We start from the raw sequence: 21,555 nt of genomic DNA, 5'->3' as shown, positions 1-21,555 counted from the left end.
AGTATGTTGTCAGAACTTTCGTTGATTAACTCTTAAGGTCATCGCGATTGTCCAGCATTTACTGGAATATATTAATTGATTAAAAATTCGGTTAATAGTTTATTTATCAGCTATTTATTGACTTCAAATGAATGCTATTAGCCAACAGAAATAGCCGACAACCCTCCCTGTGTAGTTAGGTGTCTGGACTTTAGTGCAAACACTACAACTGTTTAAACGGCTGCTTCAGCTTAACGCCATTGTCGCTAACGCGTTTCACTCACTCTGGCACTCGCTCAGTCAGCGCTTGGTTTTGGATTTTAAGCTCAGCAACGCTGCCGGTGTCAGTTTGTTGTTTATGCTCTAAATAGTGTTTAGACATTTCAGATGCTGTCGTGCCGACAATAACAACGAATGCCAACAGATAATCGCGATAGCGTTGTCCGTCATTATTGGTTGTTAATATTCCCTGTTAAACCATCCTTGTTAATGATTACGGGTAAATCAGCCAGCCTTATCTCAAGCCGTCAAGGCTGGGATCACATCGATATAAACCAACTCTTATAAGCCAAAGACGACTTTTTCACTTTTAAGCGACTTTTCTAAACCTGCGGCTAATGCAATGGCAATGATCAGCGTGGTGATTGATGAAATAATTAGCTGCAGCATCGGAATTTCACGACCTTTGATAAAGTCCATTAAGGCTTGTTGCTGGCCCGATACGGGTAACCACTGCAATACATCTGGGGCGATGTTGTAACTGGCTGCAATTGATAGTGCCAGTGGCACAAACAGCACCATGGTTAAATATGACTGCGCCTCTTTAAAGGTTTTAGCCATAAACGACACATACAGTTGTAAGGTTGCGGCCATCAAGGCAACCGGGATCCTTACAATGAACATTAAGCCCATAAAGTCTTGGGTAATATTGACGGTAAAGCCTATTTCTTGCCACGGGACAAAGGCGTACGCCACTTTAGAGACTAATAAAATCAGGATTAAGCCAAGTAACGCAAAGCAGCTTACGGCAATGATTTTACTTATCACTAATTGGCGGGTGCTCATTGGGTGGCTGAGTAATAGTGCCAGTGAATTACGCTCACGCTCGCCGGCACTGGTGTCGATAGCAAGGTTCATGCCCGAGATGAACACCGAATACATCATGGTGAAAATGGCAATGCCTAAAATCATCCCGCCTTTAGAATCTGGGGTGGCTTGGTCTTCGACATTGATTTTGAGTGGTTGGGTAATACGTGGATTAATACCTCGTGCAATTAGCCGTATGCTACCCATTTCGGCGCTATAAGTTTGCAGCTGACGTTCTAGTCGGCGGATAGACTTTTGCAGCTTCTCATCTGAATTATCGGCGATTAATAACACTTCAGCTTGTTTGGCTTTGGCCATGTTGGTGGCGTAATCGTCGCTAATGGTTAAGGTGATTTTGTTGGCGTCTTCGCCTTCACCATGGTTAATGCCGTTATTGCTTAAGTAGCGTACTAAATCGGGTGCATTATCTGCGTTGTTTATATTGATGTTTAAATCTTCTGGGCTAGACAGTTGACCAATTAACACCATAAACATGCCACACATGAGCAGCGGGGTGCCAATGGCGTAATACAGCCCAGCCATTACCGAACGCTTGTCACGTGCGGCATCGACGAGTTCTTTGCGCACCATTGCGAGTATCATTTTCATTAAGCTGCAATTCCTTCGTCAGTACCGATAAGTTCGATAAATGCATCTTCTAGTGAGTCTTTGCCGGTTTGCTGACACAGTTCGTCAGGGCTGCCCATGGCGATCACTTTACCATTAGCCATCACGATGACGCGGTCACACAAGGCGGCGACTTCTTGCATTACATGGCTTGAAAACAGTACACAATGCCCTTCGGCTTTGAGTTGTAGCAAGATATCGCGCAATAGGCGGGTGTTCATCACATCGAGTCCACGAGTCGGCTCATCTAAAATAATGTTACTTGGTCTATGTACAATCGCTTGTGCTAAGGCGGTTTTCATCCGTTGACCTTGGGAAAAGCCCTTGCAGCGACGGTCGCTAATGTCTTCAAGCTTCAATTGTGCAATGACATTTGCGGTGGCTTGTTTAGCTTGTTTACGCGACATACCGCTCAGTTCGGCAAAAAAGCTAATGTATTCCCGTGGGGTAAGGCGCTCGTACAAACCAAAAGGGTCGGGGAATAAACCCAACTGCTTCTTGGCTCCAATCGGATCATCGGCTACATCAATATCATTTACCGTGGCAGTGCCTGAATCGGGTTTGAGCAATCCAAACAAGGTGCGTAAACAGGTGGTTTTACCGGCGCCATTTGGGCCGAGTAAGCCGGTGATCTGACCATTTTCGGCGCTAAAACTTAAATCATCTAATGCCTGAATATCGCCAATCTTTTTGGTTAAGTTTGCAACAGTAATCATGACTATTCCTTATCTGTAGCGATATTCGCTGGCGCCGTTGTGTCGAGATTGGTTTCGATGTCGGCTGGGTTGTCGGTAACCGGCAGTGCTTCTACAGTATTGGCGTTGAGGTAAAAACTGCGACGTACGTCTTTTTGTAAACATGCGCCATCGAGGTCTTTTACCGAACCTTGATCAACTAATTGGGCGACTAAATCATTACCACAGCTTTGACCAGCCACCCCGTGAGTCGCGTAGGGGGCAATCAAGTGCTTTGACTGAGTGAGTTTCTCTTGCGCTAAGGCGCCCCAATTGGGTGGCGTGGCGGGATCTAGTTCACCAGACAAGAGTAGGGTTGGTATGTCACTGTGGATGGGCTCGCTAAAGCTATCGTCAACCGTTGGCATCGGCCAAGCTTGGCAGGTTTTTTCTAACCCATCTAACATGCTGCTACTAATGTACGACTCTTTGGCATCTTTACGCATTTGTTCGCTAATGCGGTGAATGTCTTCGCCGCAAACTACCGATGCATGCATGCCCATGGCAATACCTGTGCTGTCGATGGTTAACGCGTAAATGCCTAATATCGATTGATAATTACCTTGTGCCGCTTGATGAATAGCATGGGGGAGTAGTGCGCGAATATTGGCCATGTACATTGCCATCCGAATAGCACCAGAAAACTTACCGCGGGTGAGTAGAAAGTCGCTAAGTTGATTAGTTTGTGGATCGCGCACCTGCTGATTAATCGGTGCGCTAGCCAACAGCTGGTCGACTTTATTGTATTCATCTGCCAAATCAGGAAACTGTTGCTGGCAAGCCGGTGTACTTTTACAGTCACGCCATAACACATTTAAGCCACGCTCTATTGAACTACCAATCGCGACAACACTCTGTTGCATTGGCACCACACCATCTAATGTCACTGTTAATAAGGCTTCTGGATAATGACGCATATAAAGCTGTGCCATGCGTGAACCATATGAAATGCCATAGAGATGCAGTTTTTGATAACCTAAAAATTGGCGTACCGCTTCGAAGTCTTTTAACGCTGAGTTACTGCCGTATTGAGTCACGTCGGCATCAATTTGAGCTAGGCACTTTTCAGTCATAGCAATGATATCCATATCATCATCATTCATACTGAGTATTGCTGTGGTGTCATCGTCACAAGATAGTATGTTCGATTGGCCTGTACCGCGTTGGTCGATGAGTAAAATATCACGCTGCTGGCGGACTTTTGACAACATACGATTAAAGCTGGCGGCATTTTCGATAGCCGATTGGCCTGGCCCACCCGCTATGGCGAGTAAAGCTTCATCCGGATAAGTGTTTTTAATCGCCGGCAAAATCGCAAAATGAATGTCGATTTGCTTACCGTCAGGTTGTTTGGGGTTTTCTGGCACACTCATTTTACCGCATTGTAATTGCTCGTCTAAACCGTCTAAGTAACAAGCTGTAGTTTTAGCGGGCGCAGTCTCATTGGCTTCCTGTGTGTCGGCATAGCTATAGTTGGCGAATAAAATAACAATGGCCACCGCGAGCCAACGGCTGGTAAGTGTTGCCGATTGGCATAACCCTGAGCGGCTAACCGGTTGAGCCAAGGCGGTGTTGACAAACTTCCTGTTGATCATCGGAATGTTTCCTTTTTGCATTTCATGGCGATTATGCTACCTTAGCATTTAGTGTATGAGTGTATCAATGCGTTAATACGGTTGTTAAAGGCGAATGCTAGAATTATTAAATGTTAACCCTAACAGTGGTGAACCCATCTATCGACAGTTGCACGATCAAATCGTGCGCTTAATTGTCGGCGGGCAGTTGCACCCTGAAGAGATTCTGCCTTCGGTGCGCCATCTTGCCGAGCATTTAGCGGTAAACCCAATGACAGTATCGCGAGCAATGCAGCAACTTGCTGAGCAAGGCTGGATTGAACGCCGTCGTGGTCAGCCATCGCGGATTGCCGCAAGAACGCCAGCTAATAATACCTCTGGCGGTAGTTTGTTGGCACCGCAATTAACCGCATTGGTTGAGCAAGCGCGACAATTAGGGGTCGATTATGACCAGTTACAGATTTTATTGGAACAATTTTGGAATAAAAACAGCGGTAATTAAGTCGATTTTGTTAACAACACCCTCAAGGAAGTCGACAATGGAACTTGAACAACAGCCCGTTTTACTGTTAATCATGTGAGCAAACTCTTTGCCACCAAAGACAAATCTACCGCGGTAACACTGTGTTGGTTGATCTGTCGATGACACTTCACCCTTGCACTGTGGTCAGATTATTCGGTTAAAATGGTGCCGGTCAGTCGACCCTTTATGCGCTGTGTCTTAGGCCTTGTTGGTATTGAGACCGAGGATATTTTAACTCTCGATTAAACACCTACAGCCCTGTCAATATAAGCAAAAGAACACATTAATTATTTGCCGCAACAGCCTTTTGGCTATGAAGGTTTCATCATAGATAAACGTAAAAACTACACCTAAACTCCAACCTTAACTGGGATAGAACACTCGAACAAGATTGACTGAAATATTTTGATTTTTATTTTGATTTAGATGTCACTCAAACGATGCAAAAATTGTCTGTTGCTCAGTGTCAATCAATGGCATTAACTATGGCATTAACTATGACATTAACTATGACAATGGCGTATCGCCCCACTTATAATTACTCGATGAGCCCATCCCGAGTCTTGACCCCGCTGCCAGACGCCAGCTTATAAACGACTTATTTGATCTTGTGCTTAATTCGGGGCTGCCGTGATATTTTTATTGGGTATCACCTCAGACTTAGCGCGCGTTGCTAGCCATGTTGCCTTGATCAAAAAAAGGTCAACGTGTGCTGGTGGATACCCAAGGCGAACCCGTTGCTAGAGCGGTTAGGGTATTGTTTATCGACATCCCATTGCTCGCCATAGGTGTTGGAGCCCTAGCCAGAGGTAAGCGAAAATTGTGGAAAAATGGCATCACCACAGCTTAATAAGTTGTCAATTTTTAGTATGAACGTGACTTCAAGCTCAAAAATAGAGCAAAAACTCATATGATTTTTAGTCGCTTAAGGTAGAATAGAAAAGCGGAACACTTGTAAGCTAAGAAGGCACTGTAATATGTCACTAGATCAATACCATGTCGTACGACTCATGCAACAGCAGAGCCAGTTATTAACTAATAACATTGCGCTTGAAGGCTTTGATATGCCCGCGCCGTGGCATACTGTGACCTGGAATGCATTCAATACCGTCACAGACTCAGTCGCACAGTTGTTAATTAAGTTTGGTTTACAAGTGCAAGATAAAGTGGTGATTTTAGCTCAAAACTGCCCACAGTGGACGTGTGCTGATATTGGTGCACTTAAAGCCCGCAATGTGGTGGTGCCTGTGTATCCAACCAGCACCATAGATCAAGCCGCATTCATTGTTAATGATGCCCAAGCAAAATTAATTTTTGCCGGTAACCAACAACAATATGACATGGCATGTGCCGTTGCCGCACAAGCAGACTGCGTAAAGCATATTGTAGTGTTTGACGCGAACGTGATCCTAAATAGCGATAATCATGTTTATTTTGATCACTTGCTAACAACCCAATTTAATCCAAGCATTGCACAAGAGTTAACAGCCAGACTCGACGCTGCAGATTTAAATGACTTATTCACGCTGATTTACACCTCAGGCACCACGGGTAATCCTAAAGGTGTAATGCTGGACTACCGTAATTTTGCTTCAATGATCAACCAACATGACAGTAAATTAGCGTTTACTCCAGGTGATGTGTCATTAGCTTTTTTACCGTTAAGCCATGTATTTGAACGTGGTTGGACCATGTACGTACTGTGTCGTGGCGGTCACAATGTGTATTTAAATGATACTAACCGCATTAAAGAAGCCCTTGTTGCGGTTAAACCACATACCTTATGTGTGGTGCCGCGATTTTTAGAAAAAATATACAGTGCAGTGCACGATAAAGTGGGCCAAGCCCCTAAAGCTCGACAAGCGCTATTTACTTGGGCGATTAAAGTAGGCAAACGCCAATTTGAAGTCAGCCAAGGTCGAGCATCAGGTAGTTTATGGTTAAGTGCTCAGTGGAAACTGGCCAACAAGCTGGTTTACCGCAAACTACAGCAAGTGTTGGGTGGCCGTTTGAAGTTTATGCCAGTGGGCGGCGCGGCGTTAGACGTTAATGTCGGCGGCTTTTTTCACAGCATTAGTGTGCCTGTGTTATGTGGTTATGGCATGACAGAAACCAGTGCCACGGTAACCTGTAACACCTTAGACAATCGCGTGCCGGGATCGAATGGCAAACCACTAGATGGCATGGAAATAAAGCTAGGCAAAGACGATGAAATTCTAGTGCGAGGCGACACGGTAATGCGCGGTTATTACAATCGCCCCGAAGATACTGCTGAAGCCTTTGAAGACGGCTGGTTAAAAACCGGCGATGCTGGCCGCATTGATGAGCAGGGTAATCTGTTTATGACTGATCGCATTAAAGAACTGATGAAAACTTCTAACGGCAAATACATTGCCCCACAGCGGGTTGAAGGTAAAGTGGGGTGTTGCCCGTTTATTGAGCAGGTGGCCATTATTGCCGATGCGCGTAATTACGTGTCAGCGCTTATTGTGCCAGCCTTTTCCGCCCTAGAATCTTGGGCCCATGCCCAAGGTATTTATGTTGAAAATCCGATTGATTTGTTGCGGCATTCACAAGTGGTCGCTCATTTTGAGCAGCGCTTAAAAGAGTTACAACATGAGTTGGCCGGCTTTGAAAAAATTAAAAAATTCACCCTATTACATGAAGCCTTTTCAATGGAAGCCGGCTTAATCACCCCCACATTAAAGCTGCGCCGTAAAATGATCTACAGCAAATACCATAATGAAATTAATGCCATGTATGGGCATTAAATCATAGTGTGAAAGACTCAAAAGGACGCATTCGCGTCTTTTTTGTTGATGACTCACAGAGCGGTGATTTTTTTTAAGCATAAATAGGTCTTATTCGACCGATAGCATTGATTGGAAAAAACTCAAACGCGACCTATATGAAGGTTATGCACTATTATGTAAGGTAACGTATCAAAACGACTTTGATCCGCAAAGTTAAGGATCTCACGCGACAATTATGCCGAAATGGCTAACCGTCGGGGGCTATTTGTGCCCCGATGTGGTGGCGCGATGATTATCCTGAAATGCTGGGGATTTCACGGCGCGTAGATCGTGCATCAATGGTTAATCAATCTGCAGTGCCTGCCTGACGTTAAGCCGTTTAAGGATAATCGTTACCAGGTTTATTACGGTTACGATTATTTTTTTGATGACCCGCAACAAGTTGAGTCGTTAGAATGGGGCAAAGGCGTTTTTTGCATCAAGAAAAAAACCATGGATTTATAGCCATCGTATTAAAATAATAATAAAGGAATTTTTGTGGCAGATACCCAATTTAGCATGATTTTGAAACCGCGTTTTTGTGAAACCGACGCATTAGGGCATATTAACAACACAGTGATCCCGGTGTGGTTTGAAGCCGCGCGCGAGCCGATTTTTGAAATCGTTCATCCAGGCCAAGATTTAACTACGTGGAATATGATTATTGCCGGCTTTACCATTGCTTTTAGTGCGCCCACTTATTACGGCGAGGAAGTGACGATAAAAACCCACATTAGCCGTTTAGGTAATAGCAGCTTTGATGTATTGCAAAGCTGCTGGCAGCAGGGTAAAAAAACTGCCGAAGCAACTACGACCATGGTGCACTACAATTACCAAACAGAAAAAAGTCAGCCGCTTGCTGAACATGTGCGTCAGCAATTGGCAGCATTAACCGGTGTAGTTTAAGGTGTCAGCGCAAAAAATTGACCACATAACTACAGCGGGTACTGATGTTAAGACCTTCTGTTTTAGCCCATGCCAGCCCAGTGCGAACTGATTTTTCGGCAATACCTTGGCGGCGTAATGTTAGCGGTACCAAGGCACGGTAAAAATCGATATTTTGATCATCTAGGTGATATTCAAGCATGGCTTCAACACCTTGGGTGACGACCACAAAACGATGTTGCTCGGGCAGGAGTTGTATGTGCTGTTGTTCATATTGATCTTCATATCGCTATTCATGTTGTTTTAGGGCTTGAAGTAATTCTGGGGTTAACTCAGATTTTTTGCCAGTTTTAAAGTTAAACATAACCACTTTAGCCCAGCCGATGGTAGTAACGGCTTGTTGTGCCTTGCTGAACACGGTGTAATGCATGACAAAGCGCTCTTTATGAATATCACTTATCTTGACTCCGACAACGATTGAGTCAGGAAAGGTCACTGGGCGCTTAAAGCGGGCATTGGTTTCACTAAGTACTGGGCCAACACCAGTGGATTTAAGATCGCCAAGTAGGTTGATTTGATTAAAAAAATCGAGACGAGCTGTTTCAAAGTACTTAAAATACACCGAGTTATTAACGTGTTGCAGTGCATCCATGTCACCCCATGCTACTTGAATATCAGTGCTAATAGAGTGTTGTGCTAAAAAGTCATTCATGGCGGTTCTCTGTTATGGATTATAAATTAAACGCTTGTTTAAATGAGCAGCGTTAATCTATCAGCCATACAGGTGATCAACAAGAGTCAATTTAAGCAGATAATACCGACATACAGGTCATTACACTTATGAGGATTTAACTTTGCAAAAGCTGGCTTTTTTAACTCAGTCACGTTCATGGCTATCGTCATGTGAAGCGGTGTTATCGGCACGCATTGCCGTTTTACAAAATCAACTGAGTTTGCCGCAAAAGCTATATTTTGTGGCGATAGTATTATTGTTTACCACCGATTCGGTGGTGTGGGTCGCAATGATCAGTGTGATAGCCATGTCGATTGAATTCTGGCATTTGTTTGAACGTATGTGGCACAGTTTGGCGGGCAAAGCGGTGTTGTTATTGTTTTACGCCATCGTGGCCAACTTTGCCTTGGCTAGCTCAAGTTCAGTCGTCAATGATGTGGTGGGCGTGGCCGCCAGCAATTTTAATTACACCCATAACTTTGCCATTTTGCTCTATTTACCCGCATGGAGCGTGGTAATGAGCTGCATTGTGTTGCTAATGTTACAGTTGATTTTCCCATTAATGTTCACCGTTTCTTTTTTGCTGCGTCCATTGGGGGTAAAAAACTTTCGGTTAATTAACCATCTGCATTTTCATCGCTGTACCTTTTGGGTGCGGGTTATTCTAGCAGCGGTGTTGTTGTACCACTTAGCCATGCTGATGGATTTGTATGGTCAGTTTGAAAAGGCCTTAGACGATCCGCAAATGGTGACGTTAGTCGAAGCAGAAACCGAATTCGATGACGATGTCTTTACCATAGTGAAAGCCCCGTCCGTTGAGAAAGAAGCCGATGAATCTCCAATGGTCATGACGGCTGATGAGATAGTTCACGAACAAGAATTAGCTGCAATAGATGAGATAGCCAAGCAGCCTTATAATCATTTACGTAGCCAGTACTTTACCGGCGTACGTAAAGCGATTGCGTTGTTTGCGTTTCAGTTGGAAGCTAATGTTAAATCGCGTTGTAAAAAGTTACCTCAGTCGCATGTGGTCGAGCTGAATGATTACGAAATCCTCGAGATAACACCTGATATAAAGGCAGAGTATGGCTATCATTTTGAAGTAAAAAAATGCATTTCTCCTGCTTTTCCTCTTTAGCAGACGAGGTGAATAAAAAAAACGACCTAAAAAGGTCGTTTTTTTATCGCTAATGAAAAAGCATTAATCGAAGGATAATTCACTAAAGCTACTGATTTTTTTGCACTTTGCTTGACGTTGGTCGGCAAAACGGATCATTTGGCACGTGATCATGCCTGCAGCTTCTGCGGCTTTGAGTTCTTCTGCTACATCAGATACAAATAAGATCTGTTTTGGCTTCAAGCTAATCGTATTGCAAATATTGCAGTAGGCTTGTTTGTCTAATTTATTACCTGTACGGGTATCAAAATGGCCATTGAAATAATGGGTTAAATCACCTGAGTTAGTATGGCTAAAAAGCAGTTTTTGCGCTTCAGCTGAGGCAGATGAAAAGCTATATATACGAATGCCTTTATCTTTAATCCGTTCAATGCTGTCAATAAAGTCTGGATAAATATGACCGGTAAACTCAACGCGGTTATAACCCTGTTTCCAGATGAGTCCTTGCAGGGTTTTCAGTGGCGTAACTTTACGGTCTTCGTCAATCCATTGTTGTAAAATCTCGATAACTCGTTCGAGTGATGCATCTGGTTCTAGGGCGATATCTTTAACATCGCTAATGCAATAATCAACTAATACGTTATGTTGATTTTGCTCAAGAAAATCAGCCATACCCTTTCTTGAGTAAGGAAATAACACATCCTGAATAAAGTTAAGATCGGTAGTGGTACCGGCGGTATCAACGATGATAGCTCTAATACTCATAAGATTTGTTACTCCAAAACAATTAATTAACTTAATGATGATCCTATGCTTTATTGGCGATTAAGGCTAGTGCTATTGATGATATAACATTCTTGTTAGCTGACTATTAGTACAAGATGTGAGCTGGGTTTAGGTAATGCTAAATTGCCTTGAGTGATGTGGTCTGGTAGCTTCAGGGATAACTTAACTGTCACGTTTCACAAGGAAGAAACCATGCTTACAATAGGGATAAAACGTTATTTAAAATGGTCGAGATTATGGGCTCAAAGCCTGTCTATATGCACGTTATTATTAAGTTTTTTTCACATAGGTGTAGTGTCTTCCACAGAAATATTGCCACTGCAGACTACTGAAATACTAAGTGTGAAGTCCGCATTATTTAGCCAGCAAGCCGATTTTTTGGTGACCTTACCAAACAGTTATACCAAGCAAACCGATAAGCGTTACGTGGTGTTATTTGACTTACATCCACGTAGCCATTTGTATTTAGCGGGCATGCACGACTGGATGAGCCATAATGGTGGCTGGCCGTGGTTAGAAACCATTATTGTTACCGCGCCCGACGGCCACCAAGGCTTGGGGAAGTTAAAACAGCGTGCCATTGAGCGACAAGGCGATCAAGGACTACTGGACTTTTTTGAGCAAGATTTACTGCCCGCAATTGATAAACGCTATCGCACCAATGGCTTTCGTATTTTTAACGGCTTTACTGGTAATGCAGGTTTAGTGCTATACAGCTTAATTAATCGTCCTAGCTTATTTAATGCCTATATTGCTGCCAGCCCAGTGTTATCTTCAGACTTTGCTTATGTGCTAAATGATGCGCCTAAAAAGCTCAAAAATATGCAAGGCAAACCAAGATTTCTATTTGTTAGCACCAGTGATAGCGACTTTGAGCAAAGGCAGCTTGATTCGTTTGCTAAGCTGGAAGATATGATTCAAACCAATGCCAACAGTAAATTGAACTATCAAATAAAGCGTTTTGACGGCAGCTATTATATGACTCAACCTATCTTGGCGACGGCGTTGGGCATAGAGATGATATTTAATGATGTTCACACTGTTTTGGCGGCTGATTCAGAGGTATCGCGACAGGGGGCTCAAGCAATTCTAGCCTATTATAAACGCTTATCTGATGAGGTTTATGGCTTTGATTTGCCAGCAATTGATTCGTTGTTAGCCTTAGGTAATAGCTTAGTTGAAGCAGCGCCAGAGCAAGCGATCGGGGTTTATCAAGATACGCTGAAAGCCTACCCTAAAGCGCATTCGGCCTACCATGAGTTAGCCAGTGTTTATGCCGCCACAGGTGAAATGAGTGAGGCTATCGAAGCTGAACAACAAGCGTTAGCGAGTACCGACCATCCGTTCTATCAAAATAAATACACTAAGCAATTAGCAGCGTTTCAAAATTAAGCATTTCAAACTAAGCGTGTCAAAACCAAGCTAAACCAAACTAAACCAAACTAGAAAAAAGATAAATGACAATAAAGCCACAGCACGAGTATTCGTCCTGTGGCTTTACTGTCTAACCTGCTTAAATAATATTATTCTGAGCTGAGATTACTACTTCGAGCTTAGGTTGATTACGCAGCAGTTTCGCTGGCTAACCACTGATTGATTTTTTGCTCCATTAAATCAAGTGGCAAAGCGCCATTTTCAAGTAGACGATCGTGGAACACTTTAATATCAAACTTGTCTCCTAACACTTGTTTGGCTTTTTTGCGGAGTTCGAGAATCTTTAATTCTCCCAACTTATAGCCTAGTGCTTGGCCTGGCCAGACGGCGTAACGTTCAATCTCGCCAGTGGCTTCAGACAAATGAATGCCTTCGGTAGCAATAGCATAATCAATGGCTTGCTCGCGGCTCCAACCTTTGGCATGCATACCAGTATCAACCACTAACCGAACTGCACGATGCAGTTCAGATTGGAGGCGACCAATGTTATCGATAGGGTCATTAGCGTAAATGCCCATTTCGGCAGCTAAACGCTCGGCGTATAAGGCCCAACCTTCACCAGCGGCATTAGAGTAAAAGACTGTGCTCATCAGGGGGAGTTCATCAGATAAGCCAATTATGGTTTGTAAATGATGACCTGGATTGGTTTCGTGGTAGGTCAAGGTTTGCAATGAATAAGAGGGAAGTGATGCGGTGTCATACAAGCTGATCCAGAAGGTGCCTTTGCGCGAACCGTCTTGTGAGGGGGCATCGTAGAACGCGCCGCTAGTAGAGGCTGCGCGGCTGGCTGGTACGGCTGCAATAGCCACATCTTGATTGGGTAATAGGCCAAACCAGTCTGGTAATTTTGCGTTAACTAAGGCCAGGTCAGCATCAATATCTGCCATCAGCTTTTGTTTACCTTCAGGCGTGTTGGGATAAAGGTACTGCGGGTCGTTGAGTAGCACTTGCATGCGCTCACCCACGGAGCCGTCAACATAACCGACTTCTTTAAGTAATCCGTCCATTTCAGTGCTGATCCGCGCCACTTCAGTTAACCCTAGTTGATGAATATCATCGGCGGTTCTGTTTGAGTTACCTAAATGCTGAATAAGTGCCTTATACAGTTTAGCGCCTTGGGGTAAACGACCTATTCCGGCGTCATGGGTCGCTTTTGGGCGCACGGCTTCTAATGCCATAATAAGTTGACGGGTGGCGGCATAGTATTTGGTATCGACTAATTCGGCGGCAGAGCTTACCAAAGCAGCGCTATCTGCCATTTTGGCGGCGTTAAGTTTAGCGTTAAAGCTGGTGACTAAAGGATGCATGTTTGCTGGGCCACTGATCTGTGATCTTAAGCCGCGTAGAGTATTATCAATAACAAAGTCCGGTGGAATGACGCCCATGGCAACGTCGTGGTTGAGTTTGTCAACCAGAGTGCCCATAGCCGCAGGGTAAATGTTCAAACGAGTTAAATAGGCATTGGCTTCGGCCGTATTGGTCACCGCAAACTTGTCTTCCATATAGCCGGGGAACTCAATTTGCAAACCCGACAAGTGGTTAACCGCATAGGGTAGAAACCACACCCCATACTCGCCCAGGACATTGCCATAATTAACAATTTGAGCGGGTAATAATGCACCTTTTACTTCCGAGATTATTGCGTTTAAGCTAATTTTATCGGATGAACTTAAGCTTGCTGCATCAATATCGTTGAGCTGGCCTAGTATTGCTTTAAGGCCTTGGCGGCGATGGGTTTCACCTCTAGGGCTGTAGTCGGTGAGTTTAGACATGACATTGGCATCGATACTGGCATCACTCACGCCATAGTAGGTGGCAATTTCGGGCCTTAGTAGGAAATAGTCTTTAGTGATCGATTTTACTTGCTGCTTAAGACTGAGCTTGGTGGCTGAGCTATCTGTTTGGGAGCTTGCAGCGTTTGAGTTATTGTCCGCGGTGGTAGAGTCGGAGCAAGCGGTGGCTAGCAGGCTTATGATTAATACATGGAAAAATTTTTTCATTGATTACTCATTAAGTTAATCGCGGCATTCAAGTAGGAATATGACGACATCCTAACAGTTATAACGGTTACGTTGTTGCAGTTTTTATGTCCATTTTATTGAAAGATGTGGGGGTAAATTTGACGATGACGTTTAAATATGGTCTAACTTAACTAGACATTGACATGAAAAGGAGAGAGGTATGTTAGGTGAAAGCCATGCGCTATTAGTTGATTTTCCTGAGTATCAAAATAAGATTTTATTGTTAACCGCGAGTGATACTGAGTTTGTAGAAGATGCGAAGCAGTATCATAAATTAGATACTGAAATTCGTAAGCTGGAGTTACGAAACTCTCCAACAAGCGATGACTTTATGCATCAAGCCAAGCTTGACCGAACAGTACTCAAAGACAAGCTTTACCAGCAGATTTCTCAAGCTTAATTCGTTTATTCAGCATTTTTTCTGGCTATGTCACCACTTAGGTTGTGATGACATGGTCAATTTTTGCTGCTATCTCAGCTATATTCTTATTCTTATTTTTATGGCCTGCGGCCACTAAGGTCGTGGCGCTTCGCCCACACCAGCTTTTTCAAACTTCGTTTGAATTAAGATCGCAAGGTTCCACCCTGCACTGGCCAAAAGGGGATCAACAGCAATCCCCTCTTGGATCACCCCTGCCGTTCCGGCAACATTTTCAAACAGCGAAAAGGTCGCGACGGAAATTGATCCAGCTTTTAACTTCATTTGAATCCTGCTTCGGCCTTATTCGAAAATGCTAACGCTTCCGATGGGGCGTCCCTTCCCCTCGAAAGCTAGCTGGCCGTCCATGGCCAGCTCACGTCATTTTCTTCAACGCCCTCAATGTGATTGAATCCTGATGGTTTAAGTCTGCTCACGCATTATTTTGTCGGTTGTCTTAAGCAGTCTACATGTAAAGGCAACGTGAATAGATTTAATTGCTTTACACCAAAGAGATAGCAAATGTAGGATGAAATTAATTAATCAGCTTTAAAATAACTCATGGAGTATTGCGTTGAATCGGAATCAAAGAGTAGAGCTAGCATTTGAGTTTATGCTCGCTAAGGAGAAAGCTGGAGAAGCTTTCACAATGACTGAATTGGCAGAGGCATCAGGCTGGGCAATAAGTAGTTGTCAAACATATCCAACTAAAAGATGGCACCAATTCGTTCAAAGAGACGGTAGCCAATATACTTCTACGGGGCTCATCTATTTAAGCAAGGCTGAATTTAGTCTTATACATTCACAAAATTTGCAAGATCCAAACAACCTTTCGCCAAAAAGTATTTTGCTTCACAAAGCTAGAGAGTTCGCTTTACTGGCTGTATCGACGTACAACAATCCTTATACGGAATTTAAAACATATGGCTTTATAGTTAATATCGTCATTGCTTACACAGCTTTGTTTCATGCTATTTTTGAGAAAAAAGAACAAAATTATTTTCATCTTGATGAAGAAGGAAATCCAATAATAATTGATGGTGAAGAAAAAGCATGGGAGTTGTATCGTTGCTGTAACGAATATTGGCGTGGCGAGGATAACCCTGAAACCAAAAATTTAAATTTTCTTATTGGACTCAGAAATAAGATTGAACATAGAAGTTTACCAGCAGTTGATCTCGCAACTAGCGGTGAATGCCAATCTGCACTTAATAATTTTGAGAATCTTCTAGTTGAAGAGTTTGGTGATAGTCATGCATTAATGGCTAGGTTAGCGATTGCTATGCAATTAACCCGAACTTCAGAACAAGCTCAACTCGATGCTTTAAAACAATTTCAAACCGAAAATTACCGTGTTGTGCGTGAGTACATGGAAACATATAAAAACGATTTATCTGATGACGTATTGGAAAGCCAGAAATATAGAATAAGGGCTTTTTTAGTCCCCAAGCTCGGAAATCATGCAAAATCAGCTGACTTAGCTATTGAGTTTATTAACGTTAATAAACTCAATGATAATGAAATGGAAAACTATGAGCGAGGCGTAGCTTTTATTAAAGGTATAGAGTCTCCATTTAAGTTAAAACCAGGCAAAGTTGTTACTATCGTTAAAGAGAAAATAAAAGACTTTAATCCTACGTTACATACTAAATGTTGGAAGTATTATAATGCGAGACCTCGTGAAATGGTAATCACCTTCAAAGGAGAATATGCAGCTTATTCTGAAGGTTTTGACGGTTACTTATATTCACGTCGATGGGCAGAATTTCTTATTAGACAACTAAGCAATAAGGATGAGATTGCAAGGGTGCGCAGGCAAGCCATTTAACATATATGAGCCTCCTGCTAGTCAAAAGGTGAGCTTCGTCTTGCCGTTAGACAACCATGAAGTTAAATCGAAGAGAGTAGAATCACAGGTGCAGATGAGTCAGCGAGTATCCAAAACATGGATGTTTTGGCTAAGCCCACATGGATGTGCTTGCGGCGTCTCGCTTAATCATCTGCACGTAGCCTGCGGCAGGCAATTAGTGACAATGAAGTGACGATTCAAATTAAGCTAAACCAATACCAAGTAAGTTCGACGAATTACGGTGAGTATGTCAAAGGCTTGTGGTTAACTAGTTTAAGCTTGCTCTTACATCTGCAATTATGATGAACAGTTTGTTTTCTGCGTCTTGAAAGGCCTGAAATCCATAGCGTTCATAGAAGTGTTTTGCGCCATCTTTTGCGTCAACTTTGGCGTCAACAATGACCACTGGGAATGCTACGCTATCACTCGCTGCTAACAGTTTTCGGAGTGCATCAATAAGTAACCACTCGCCAAAGCCTTGGCCTTTATAGCGCTCATCAATTGCTAAGCGGGCTATAAGGCCGCCAGAGGTGGATGATTGATACTTGTTGTGTAGCTTATTCGGCAAAGCCTTCAAGTCAATCGTCGTCATTGTTAATGTATAAAAGCCGATGATATGCGAGTTATCGTTATCATCTTCTAAAACGAAAGTTCTGCTGTTGTCTTTCTTGGCTTGCTGACTCGCCATGACTTTCAGGTAGTTATTAAGCGCTTCAATACCACAGTTAAATCGGTTTCTATCGTGTTTAGCTTTATCAAGCAGTACCGTATTCATGATTGGGTTTTGCTTTCGTAACGTTCAGCAGCCTCGTTGAGTTTTGAGTTTGGTGTTGCAGGACTGTCTAGCGCTTCCATAAGCAAGATTGCATCTGTTTGATTAAGTTTTAGCGTTTGTTCACGTTCTATCACTTGTTTGGCTTTTTCGATTGCCGCACTCAGAACAAATGAGTTAATGCTCGACATGCCAGCGATCGCTGCTGCCTTAGCCAGTAAATCTTGGGTGTCGACATCAACTCTAGCGGTGATGCGAGGTAAAGTCGTCGTCATAATGTAATCTCCAGTTGTGCCAAAATGTCACATGAGTATTGTGAACTTAAATTGTTCAAAAATCAATCTGGGTGTCACTTTGGCACACGGGCTAATAAGGTGTTCAAGACTCATTGCACTTATCTTGCTTACCAATAAGCCATGCTCAACATTGTTTACTCTTTTGCAAACACTTTGCGTCCATCAACCCAGGTGGCGATGACTTTGTTTTGCCAGATTTTTTGTGGGTTTATTGCAAAGTAATCATCTTCGACCAAAATAAAGTCTGCTTTTTTGCCGGGTTCTAATGTGCCTAAGAGCTTCTCTTGATGGCCTGCGTAGGCGGCGTCGATGGTGAAGCTTTTGAATGCTTCAATGCGTGAGAGTTTTTCAGTGGCGAGCCAGCCGCCCAGTGGTTTGTTTATATGATCTTGGCGAGTTACGGAGGCATGCAAACCGAAAAATGGATTGGGAGATTCGATGGGGAAGTCGGAACCATTGGCGATGACGGCGTTGGCGTTTAACAGTTTGCGCCACGCATAAGCTCCGGCTAGGCGGGCTTTGCCTAAGCGGTTTTCAGCCATGTTCTTATCGCTGGTGGCATGGGTTGCTTGAATAGAGGCAATCACCCCAAGTTTAGAAAAACGCGGTATATCGGCTAAATCGAGAACTTGTGCGTGTTCAATGCGGTGACGCAATGCTTTTGAGTCTGTTGCTGCAATGGCGGTTTGGTATTTATCGAGTACCACTTGGTTGGCGTTGTCGCCAATGGCGTGGGTGTTGACCTGAAATCCGGCTTTCATCGACTGTAAAATAAGTTTACCTAATTGCTCGTCTGAATAAAGCAGTAGACCGTTATGGCCTGGCTGATCTGAGTATTCTTTTATCAATGCGGCGCCGCGGCTGCCAAGCGCGCCGTCGGCAGAGATTTTTACGCTATCGACTTTAAACATGTCGTCAGCCGTGGTGATAAAACCTTGTTTTAATATGCTATCAAAGCGGGGGGCTTCTACCGACAACATGCCATTGACGCGCAAGCTCATGGCCTTTTTTGCGGCTAATTGCTGATAGGCGTTGATGTTGTTAATGCTGATCCCAGCGTCGTGAACGCTGGTGAGTCCATATGACGCCAAACTGTCCATCGCTAGGATTAAAGTCGATTCAAGTTGTTGCGGGTTAAGTTCAGGGATGACGTTAAACACTAAGCTCATCGCATTATCGATAAGCACACCAGTAGGATTACCTTGGTCGTCTTTAACAATTTCACCGCCTTCTGGTGCCACTGTGGTTGACGAAATGCCCGCGAGTGCTAACGCCTTGCTGTTAACCCAAATAGCATGACCATCGACTCTGCCAAATGACACTGGATTAGCGCTAAAGGCTTTATCTAGGCTTTCTTTAGTCGGAAACTGCTTACTATCCCATAATTCTTGGTTCCAGCCGCGGCCCATTAACCAGCCATCAGTTGGATTTTTGCTGTTGAATGCTTGTGCGCGTGCAACGGCATCTTGCTCGCTACTGGTATTGGTTAAATCGGCGGTTAATAAACTTAATCCGTAACCCAGCACATGACCGTGGGCATCGATTAAGCCTGGGAGTAAGGTTTTACCTTGGCCATCAATTGAGGTGATATCTGTCGCTGTAGGTAAGGTTTGGTTTAAGGTAAATAGTCGATCAATTTTATCATCGGTAAATTGGATCGCATTAAAGGTCTGTAATTTTCCATTAACCAGTGTGTAGCCATTAACGTGATGTACCAAGGTTGTCTGTGCCATGCTGCTGGCGCTTAACCCTGCAAAACCTAATGCAACCGATAGCACTAAATACCCTTTTTTCATCTTATTATCTCTTTTCATGCGACCATTTAATCAGCACTTATTAAATGTTAAATAATGGTTAATGGCAAGGGGCGTGAGGGAGGAAATTCTATATGTGACTGTATTTTTTCAGATGTAGACGTAAAATTGTAATTAGAGCACAACATTTAAATTACGTTCATGCAGCTATTGTATGACAAAGTGGTTTGATCTACATTACACCTCTAAGACTGCTCTATTAAACTCAAGGACAGAGCAAACTAAAGTCAGGATGGCTATTGTCTCACTACCTACCTTTTTACCCGTCTTATTACTTGAGTAAATAGTCTGTTTCGATGGGCTTATATTGTTCAATTATAATTATCAGAGTAAATAATAATGAAAAAAATCTATTTAGTTCTATCTCTTATCGCTGTGACATTTTTCTCTGGCTGTGCGTCAGTTCCAATGGCTTCTTCTGAGCAAGATAATGCCTTAAAGCAGTTTCAGAAGCCGCAAAATGGTAATGCTGGTTTATATATTTATCGGAACAGTTTTGTCGGCCAAGCACTTAAAAAGAACGTATATATAGGTGGTAAGCTAATCGGTGAGACTGCAAATAAAGTCTACTTTTATAAAGAATTAGCACCGGGTAGTTATGCTCTTGCGACAGAGTCTGAGTTTAGTGAGAATAATATTGAGTTACCAGTAGAGTCTGGTCAGCTCTATTTTGTAGAGCAATATATTAAGATGGGTGTTTTTGTTGGTGGTGCTGCTTTGAAAACAGTAGATAACCAAACCGGTATGAAAAATATCAAAGAGTGTAAATTAGCTAAAGAAACAGAACTGGATATTTACTTGCCTAAACAAGCGCCTGCAAATCCTTAAACGCTAACCTAATTCTGTTCAACTCTATCGCCCAGCCAATGCTGGGCGATAGTCGTTAAGGCTATTTAACCTTAGCTAGGGTGCTGGCGAGTTCGTTAACATCCAGTACCTTGTAGTCTGGTTGTGCGGCTAGTGGGAACAACACTTTACCTTGGCGACGAATAAAGGCGGTTTGTAAGCCGGCTTTATCTGCACCGGCAATATCCCAGCCGTGTGCAGCAACCATTAACGCTTCATCTGCATTAACGCCTAAATCTTTAATGGCCCATTGGTAAGTTTTTAAATACGGCTTAAATACCCCAACAGATTCTATGCTTAAGTTGGCATCAAAATACTGGCTTAAATGAGCGTTTTTAAGCTGTAAGGTTACGCCTTCTAATGATGAGTTAGTTAAGGTGACTAGTTTGTAGCCTTGGGCCTTCAATTTAGCTAAGCCTTCGGCAACATCTGGGTGGGCAGGTAATGAACGTAGTGGCGTTAGAATGGCGGTTTTAGCTTGTTCTGGTGTGATGGCAATGCCGTTGATTTCGGCGACCATTTGCAGTGACGCAACGCCAATACTGCCAAACGTTTGGTAATCACCTGTCGCTGAAACAACCAAAGAATGGTGCAGCATGGTTGAGAACCATAATGGCAGTAAATCTTCACGGCCATTAAGTGCTTTACCCACAGAGGCGCGCATATTTTCAAGATCTAACAAGGTTTCATTAACATCAAAAATAATCACTTTAGGCTTAGTTAATGGGGGTTGCACCGCAGTATTTGCTGGATCTTTAGCAAAAGCGCTACTGGCATTAAGCATAAAAAAAGCAGTGGCAAGCGATAATAAAATACGGATTTTCATAAAACCTCTGACAATGTAATGTTGGTTGAAAAGAATTTATCGAGTCTTCATCTCACTGTTGTTGTCAGTGATACTGACATTAACAAGTTGAACGATTGTTCATTAATATAGTCAGCCTAAATGAAACTGACCTTAAAATCACGGTTTTATTGTCACGTTTACTAGGGGCTGTTGATCTTTGTTTGAATTTTGTGCGAAGAAGGTAATCTCGTATAATTCACTTCGCCAAAAACAAATACAACGAGATTACCATGCCCCGATTAATGCTCACTGATGAGATGTGGTCGAAGCTAAAAGCTATTCTGCTTGATGATAGAGTTTATAACAAGCAAGAGCATCGATTTACGATGGAAGGTATCCTTTACCGATTGCGTGTTGGCTGCCCTTGGCGAGATTTACCTGAATATTTTGGCTTATGGAATACCATTTACCGTCGATTTTTA

24 protein-coding genes are annotated in these 21,555 nt (G+C 43.1%); 11 read left to right on the top strand and 13 right to left on the bottom strand.

The window, feature by feature from the left end; genetic code table 11:
* Positions 1 to 259: 259 nt before the first annotated feature.
* The 4 genes from AAEZ00_RS15775 to AAEZ00_RS15760 all read right to left on the bottom strand — a co-directional run bounded on the left by AAEZ00_RS15775 (position 260) and on the right by AAEZ00_RS15760 (position 4,021).
* Entirely contained in the window at positions 260 to 400 is a 141-nt protein-coding gene (locus AAEZ00_RS15775; protein ID WP_164839420.1) for a hypothetical protein, read from the bottom strand.
* 140 nt (positions 401 to 540) lie between these two features.
* On the bottom strand, positions 541 to 1,674 hold the full coding sequence (locus AAEZ00_RS15770) for an ABC transporter permease (protein WP_351089036.1): 1,134 nt from the start codon (positions 1,672 to 1,674) through the stop codon (positions 541 to 543).
* The gene (locus tag AAEZ00_RS15765; RefSeq protein ID WP_101033385.1) at positions 1,674 to 2,408 is read right to left on the bottom strand and encodes an ABC transporter ATP-binding protein; all 735 of its coding nucleotides are present in this window, start codon (positions 2,406 to 2,408) and stop codon (positions 1,674 to 1,676) included. Before AAEZ00_RS15765 ends, AAEZ00_RS15770 begins: the two co-directional genes overlap by 1 nt.
* Positions 2,409 to 2,410: 2 nt before the next feature.
* Positions 2,411 to 4,021, bottom strand: a complete 1,611-nt coding sequence (locus tag AAEZ00_RS15760) for an alpha/beta hydrolase (protein WP_124012880.1) — start codon at positions 4,019 to 4,021, stop codon at positions 2,411 to 2,413.
* Positions 4,022 to 4,115: 94 nt separating this feature from the next.
* Here AAEZ00_RS15760 and AAEZ00_RS15755 point away from each other — a divergent pair, with 94 nt between their 5' ends.
* From AAEZ00_RS15755 to AAEZ00_RS15735, 5 genes are all read left to right on the top strand, one after another.
* Positions 4,116 to 4,502 carry a GntR family transcriptional regulator gene (locus AAEZ00_RS15755; protein WP_124012879.1) on the top strand — a complete coding sequence of 129 codons (387 nt, stop codon included), beginning with the start codon at positions 4,116 to 4,118 and terminating at the stop codon, positions 4,500 to 4,502.
* A gap of 730 nt (positions 4,503 to 5,232) precedes the next feature.
* Entirely contained in the window at positions 5,233 to 5,373 is a 141-nt protein-coding gene (locus tag AAEZ00_RS15750; protein ID WP_157822234.1) for a hypothetical protein, read from the top strand.
* Positions 5,374 to 5,500: 127 nt separating this feature from the next.
* Positions 5,501 to 7,294: an AMP-dependent synthetase/ligase gene (locus AAEZ00_RS15745; protein WP_351089034.1), complete on the top strand. Its 1,794-nt coding sequence runs from the start codon at positions 5,501 to 5,503 to the stop codon at positions 7,292 to 7,294.
* Positions 7,295 to 7,606: 312 nt separating this feature from the next.
* Positions 7,607 to 7,780 (top strand): hypothetical protein, encoded by a 174-nt coding sequence (locus AAEZ00_RS15740; protein WP_351089032.1) that lies wholly within the window; start codon positions 7,607 to 7,609, stop codon positions 7,778 to 7,780.
* A gap of 54 nt (positions 7,781 to 7,834) precedes the next feature.
* Positions 7,835 to 8,221 carry an acyl-CoA thioesterase gene (locus tag AAEZ00_RS15735; protein WP_372491486.1) on the top strand — a complete coding sequence of 129 codons (387 nt, stop codon included), beginning with the start codon at positions 7,835 to 7,837 and terminating at the stop codon, positions 8,219 to 8,221.
* Between the two features lie 4 nt (positions 8,222 to 8,225).
* On the opposite strand, the gene AAEZ00_RS15730 is transcribed toward AAEZ00_RS15735, so the two are convergent.
* Together AAEZ00_RS15730 and AAEZ00_RS15725 are read right to left on the bottom strand one after the other, a co-directional pair.
* On the bottom strand, positions 8,226 to 8,429 hold the full coding sequence (locus AAEZ00_RS15730) for an N-acetyltransferase (RefSeq protein ID WP_267898632.1): 204 nt from the start codon (positions 8,427 to 8,429) through the stop codon (positions 8,226 to 8,228).
* A gap of 60 nt (positions 8,430 to 8,489) precedes the next feature.
* Complete coding sequence (locus AAEZ00_RS15725) at positions 8,490 to 8,912, bottom strand: acyl-CoA thioesterase (protein ID WP_101033379.1); 423 nt, start codon at positions 8,910 to 8,912, stop codon at positions 8,490 to 8,492.
* 142 nt (positions 8,913 to 9,054) lie between these two features.
* Between AAEZ00_RS15725 and AAEZ00_RS15720 the strand changes: the two genes are divergently transcribed.
* On the top strand, positions 9,055 to 10,071 hold the full coding sequence (locus AAEZ00_RS15720) for a hypothetical protein (RefSeq protein WP_124012873.1): 1,017 nt from the start codon (positions 9,055 to 9,057) through the stop codon (positions 10,069 to 10,071).
* A gap of 63 nt (positions 10,072 to 10,134) precedes the next feature.
* Here the strand turns inward: AAEZ00_RS15720 and mtnC are convergent, their stop codons facing one another.
* Positions 10,135 to 10,815, bottom strand: a complete 681-nt coding sequence (gene mtnC, locus AAEZ00_RS15715; RefSeq protein WP_124012872.1) for an acireductone synthase — start codon at positions 10,813 to 10,815, stop codon at positions 10,135 to 10,137.
* 213 nt (positions 10,816 to 11,028) lie between these two features.
* On the opposite strand from mtnC, the gene AAEZ00_RS15710 reads away from it, so the two are divergent.
* Positions 11,029 to 12,228 (top strand): alpha/beta hydrolase-fold protein, encoded by a 1,200-nt coding sequence (locus tag AAEZ00_RS15710; RefSeq protein WP_351075408.1) that lies wholly within the window; start codon positions 11,029 to 11,031, stop codon positions 12,226 to 12,228.
* A gap of 170 nt (positions 12,229 to 12,398) precedes the next feature.
* On the opposite strand, the gene AAEZ00_RS15705 is transcribed toward AAEZ00_RS15710, so the two are convergent.
* Entirely contained in the window at positions 12,399 to 14,270 is a 1,872-nt protein-coding gene (locus tag AAEZ00_RS15705; RefSeq protein ID WP_351075410.1) for a DUF885 domain-containing protein, read from the bottom strand.
* 181 nt (positions 14,271 to 14,451) lie between these two features.
* Here AAEZ00_RS15705 and AAEZ00_RS15700 point away from each other — a divergent pair, with 181 nt between their 5' ends.
* Positions 14,452 to 14,691 carry an HP1242/YdcH family protein gene (locus tag AAEZ00_RS15700; RefSeq protein WP_101033374.1) on the top strand — a complete coding sequence of 80 codons (240 nt, stop codon included), beginning with the start codon at positions 14,452 to 14,454 and terminating at the stop codon, positions 14,689 to 14,691.
* A 114-nt stretch (positions 14,692 to 14,805) separates the two neighbouring features.
* Here AAEZ00_RS15700 and AAEZ00_RS15695 read toward each other — a convergent pair whose 3' ends face one another.
* A complete protein-coding gene (locus tag AAEZ00_RS15695) occupies positions 14,806 to 14,994 on the bottom strand; it encodes a hypothetical protein (RefSeq protein WP_124012869.1) in 189 nt (62 codons plus the stop codon).
* A 289-nt stretch (positions 14,995 to 15,283) separates the two neighbouring features.
* Here AAEZ00_RS15695 and AAEZ00_RS15690 point away from each other — a divergent pair, with 289 nt between their 5' ends.
* Positions 15,284 to 16,537, top strand: coding sequence for a DUF3644 domain-containing protein (locus AAEZ00_RS15690; protein ID WP_124012868.1), 1,254 nt, complete (start codon positions 15,284 to 15,286; stop codon positions 16,535 to 16,537).
* A gap of 289 nt (positions 16,538 to 16,826) precedes the next feature.
* Here the strand turns inward: AAEZ00_RS15690 and AAEZ00_RS15685 are convergent, their stop codons facing one another.
* From AAEZ00_RS15685 to AAEZ00_RS15675, 3 genes are all read right to left on the bottom strand, one after another.
* Positions 16,827 to 17,336 (bottom strand): GNAT family N-acetyltransferase, encoded by a 510-nt coding sequence (locus AAEZ00_RS15685; protein WP_124012867.1) that lies wholly within the window; start codon positions 17,334 to 17,336, stop codon positions 16,827 to 16,829.
* Entirely contained in the window at positions 17,330 to 17,605 is a 276-nt protein-coding gene (locus AAEZ00_RS15680; protein WP_124012866.1) for a type II toxin-antitoxin system TacA family antitoxin, read from the bottom strand. Before AAEZ00_RS15680 ends, AAEZ00_RS15685 begins: the two co-directional genes overlap by 7 nt.
* A gap of 155 nt (positions 17,606 to 17,760) precedes the next feature.
* Positions 17,761 to 19,422, bottom strand: a complete 1,662-nt coding sequence (locus AAEZ00_RS15675; protein WP_351089030.1) for an amidohydrolase — start codon at positions 19,420 to 19,422, stop codon at positions 17,761 to 17,763.
* Positions 19,423 to 19,779: 357 nt separating this feature from the next.
* Here AAEZ00_RS15675 and AAEZ00_RS15670 point away from each other — a divergent pair, with 357 nt between their 5' ends.
* Positions 19,780 to 20,268 carry a DUF2846 domain-containing protein gene (locus tag AAEZ00_RS15670; RefSeq protein WP_351089028.1) on the top strand — a complete coding sequence of 163 codons (489 nt, stop codon included), beginning with the start codon at positions 19,780 to 19,782 and terminating at the stop codon, positions 20,266 to 20,268.
* 61 nt (positions 20,269 to 20,329) lie between these two features.
* Here AAEZ00_RS15670 and AAEZ00_RS15665 read toward each other — a convergent pair whose 3' ends face one another.
* Entirely contained in the window at positions 20,330 to 21,106 is a 777-nt protein-coding gene (locus AAEZ00_RS15665) for a haloacid dehalogenase type II (protein ID WP_502959332.1), read from the bottom strand.
* A gap of 257 nt (positions 21,107 to 21,363) precedes the next feature.
* On the opposite strand from AAEZ00_RS15665, the gene AAEZ00_RS15660 reads away from it, so the two are divergent.
* Positions 21,364 to 21,555: transposase (locus AAEZ00_RS15660; protein WP_351089024.1), on the top strand; the 192-nt coding region annotated here is incomplete at its 3' end.

It is taken from the genome of Shewanella sp. S1-49-MNA-CIBAN-0167, from assembly GCF_040310145.1.
Lineage (GTDB): Bacteria > Pseudomonadota > Gammaproteobacteria > Enterobacterales > Shewanellaceae > Shewanella > Shewanella psychromarinicola.
This window is presented reverse-complemented; position numbering and strand designations above follow the sequence as displayed.

Bases quoted from the DNA above. Each gene is read 5' to 3' on its own strand.
- AAEZ00_RS15770 (WP_351089036.1), bottom strand. From the start codon at position 1,674: ATGAAAATGATACTCGCAATGGTGCGCAAAGAACTCGTCGATGCCGCA.
- AAEZ00_RS15765 (WP_101033385.1), bottom strand. From the start codon at position 2,408: ATGATTACTGTTGCAAACTTAACCAAAAAGATTGGCGATATTCAGGCA.
- AAEZ00_RS15760 (WP_124012880.1), bottom strand. From the start codon at position 4,021: ATGATCAACAGGAAGTTTGTCAACACCGCCTTGGCTCAACCGGTTAGC.
- AAEZ00_RS15755 (WP_124012879.1), top strand. From the start codon at position 4,116: ATGCTAGAATTATTAAATGTTAACCCTAACAGTGGTGAACCCATCTAT.
- AAEZ00_RS15745 (WP_351089034.1), top strand. From the start codon at position 5,501: ATGTCACTAGATCAATACCATGTCGTACGACTCATGCAACAGCAGAGC.
- AAEZ00_RS15735 (WP_372491486.1), top strand. From the start codon at position 7,835: ATGATTTTGAAACCGCGTTTTTGTGAAACCGACGCATTAGGGCATATT.
- AAEZ00_RS15725 (WP_101033379.1), bottom strand. From the start codon at position 8,912: ATGAATGACTTTTTAGCACAACACTCTATTAGCACTGATATTCAAGTA.
- mtnC (WP_124012872.1), bottom strand. From the start codon at position 10,815: ATGAGTATTAGAGCTATCATCGTTGATACCGCCGGTACCACTACCGAT.
- AAEZ00_RS15710 (WP_351075408.1), top strand. From the start codon at position 11,029: ATGCTTACAATAGGGATAAAACGTTATTTAAAATGGTCGAGATTATGG.
- AAEZ00_RS15705 (WP_351075410.1), bottom strand. From the start codon at position 14,270: ATGAAAAAATTTTTCCATGTATTAATCATAAGCCTGCTAGCCACCGCT.
- AAEZ00_RS15700 (WP_101033374.1), top strand. From the start codon at position 14,452: ATGTTAGGTGAAAGCCATGCGCTATTAGTTGATTTTCCTGAGTATCAA.
- AAEZ00_RS15695 (WP_124012869.1), bottom strand. From the start codon at position 14,994: ATGAAGTTAAAAGCTGGATCAATTTCCGTCGCGACCTTTTCGCTGTTT.
- AAEZ00_RS15680 (WP_124012866.1), bottom strand. From the start codon at position 17,605: ATGACGACGACTTTACCTCGCATCACCGCTAGAGTTGATGTCGACACC.
- AAEZ00_RS15675 (WP_351089030.1), bottom strand. From the start codon at position 19,422: ATGAAAAAAGGGTATTTAGTGCTATCGGTTGCATTAGGTTTTGCAGGG.
- AAEZ00_RS15670 (WP_351089028.1), top strand. From the start codon at position 19,780: ATGAAAAAAATCTATTTAGTTCTATCTCTTATCGCTGTGACATTTTTC.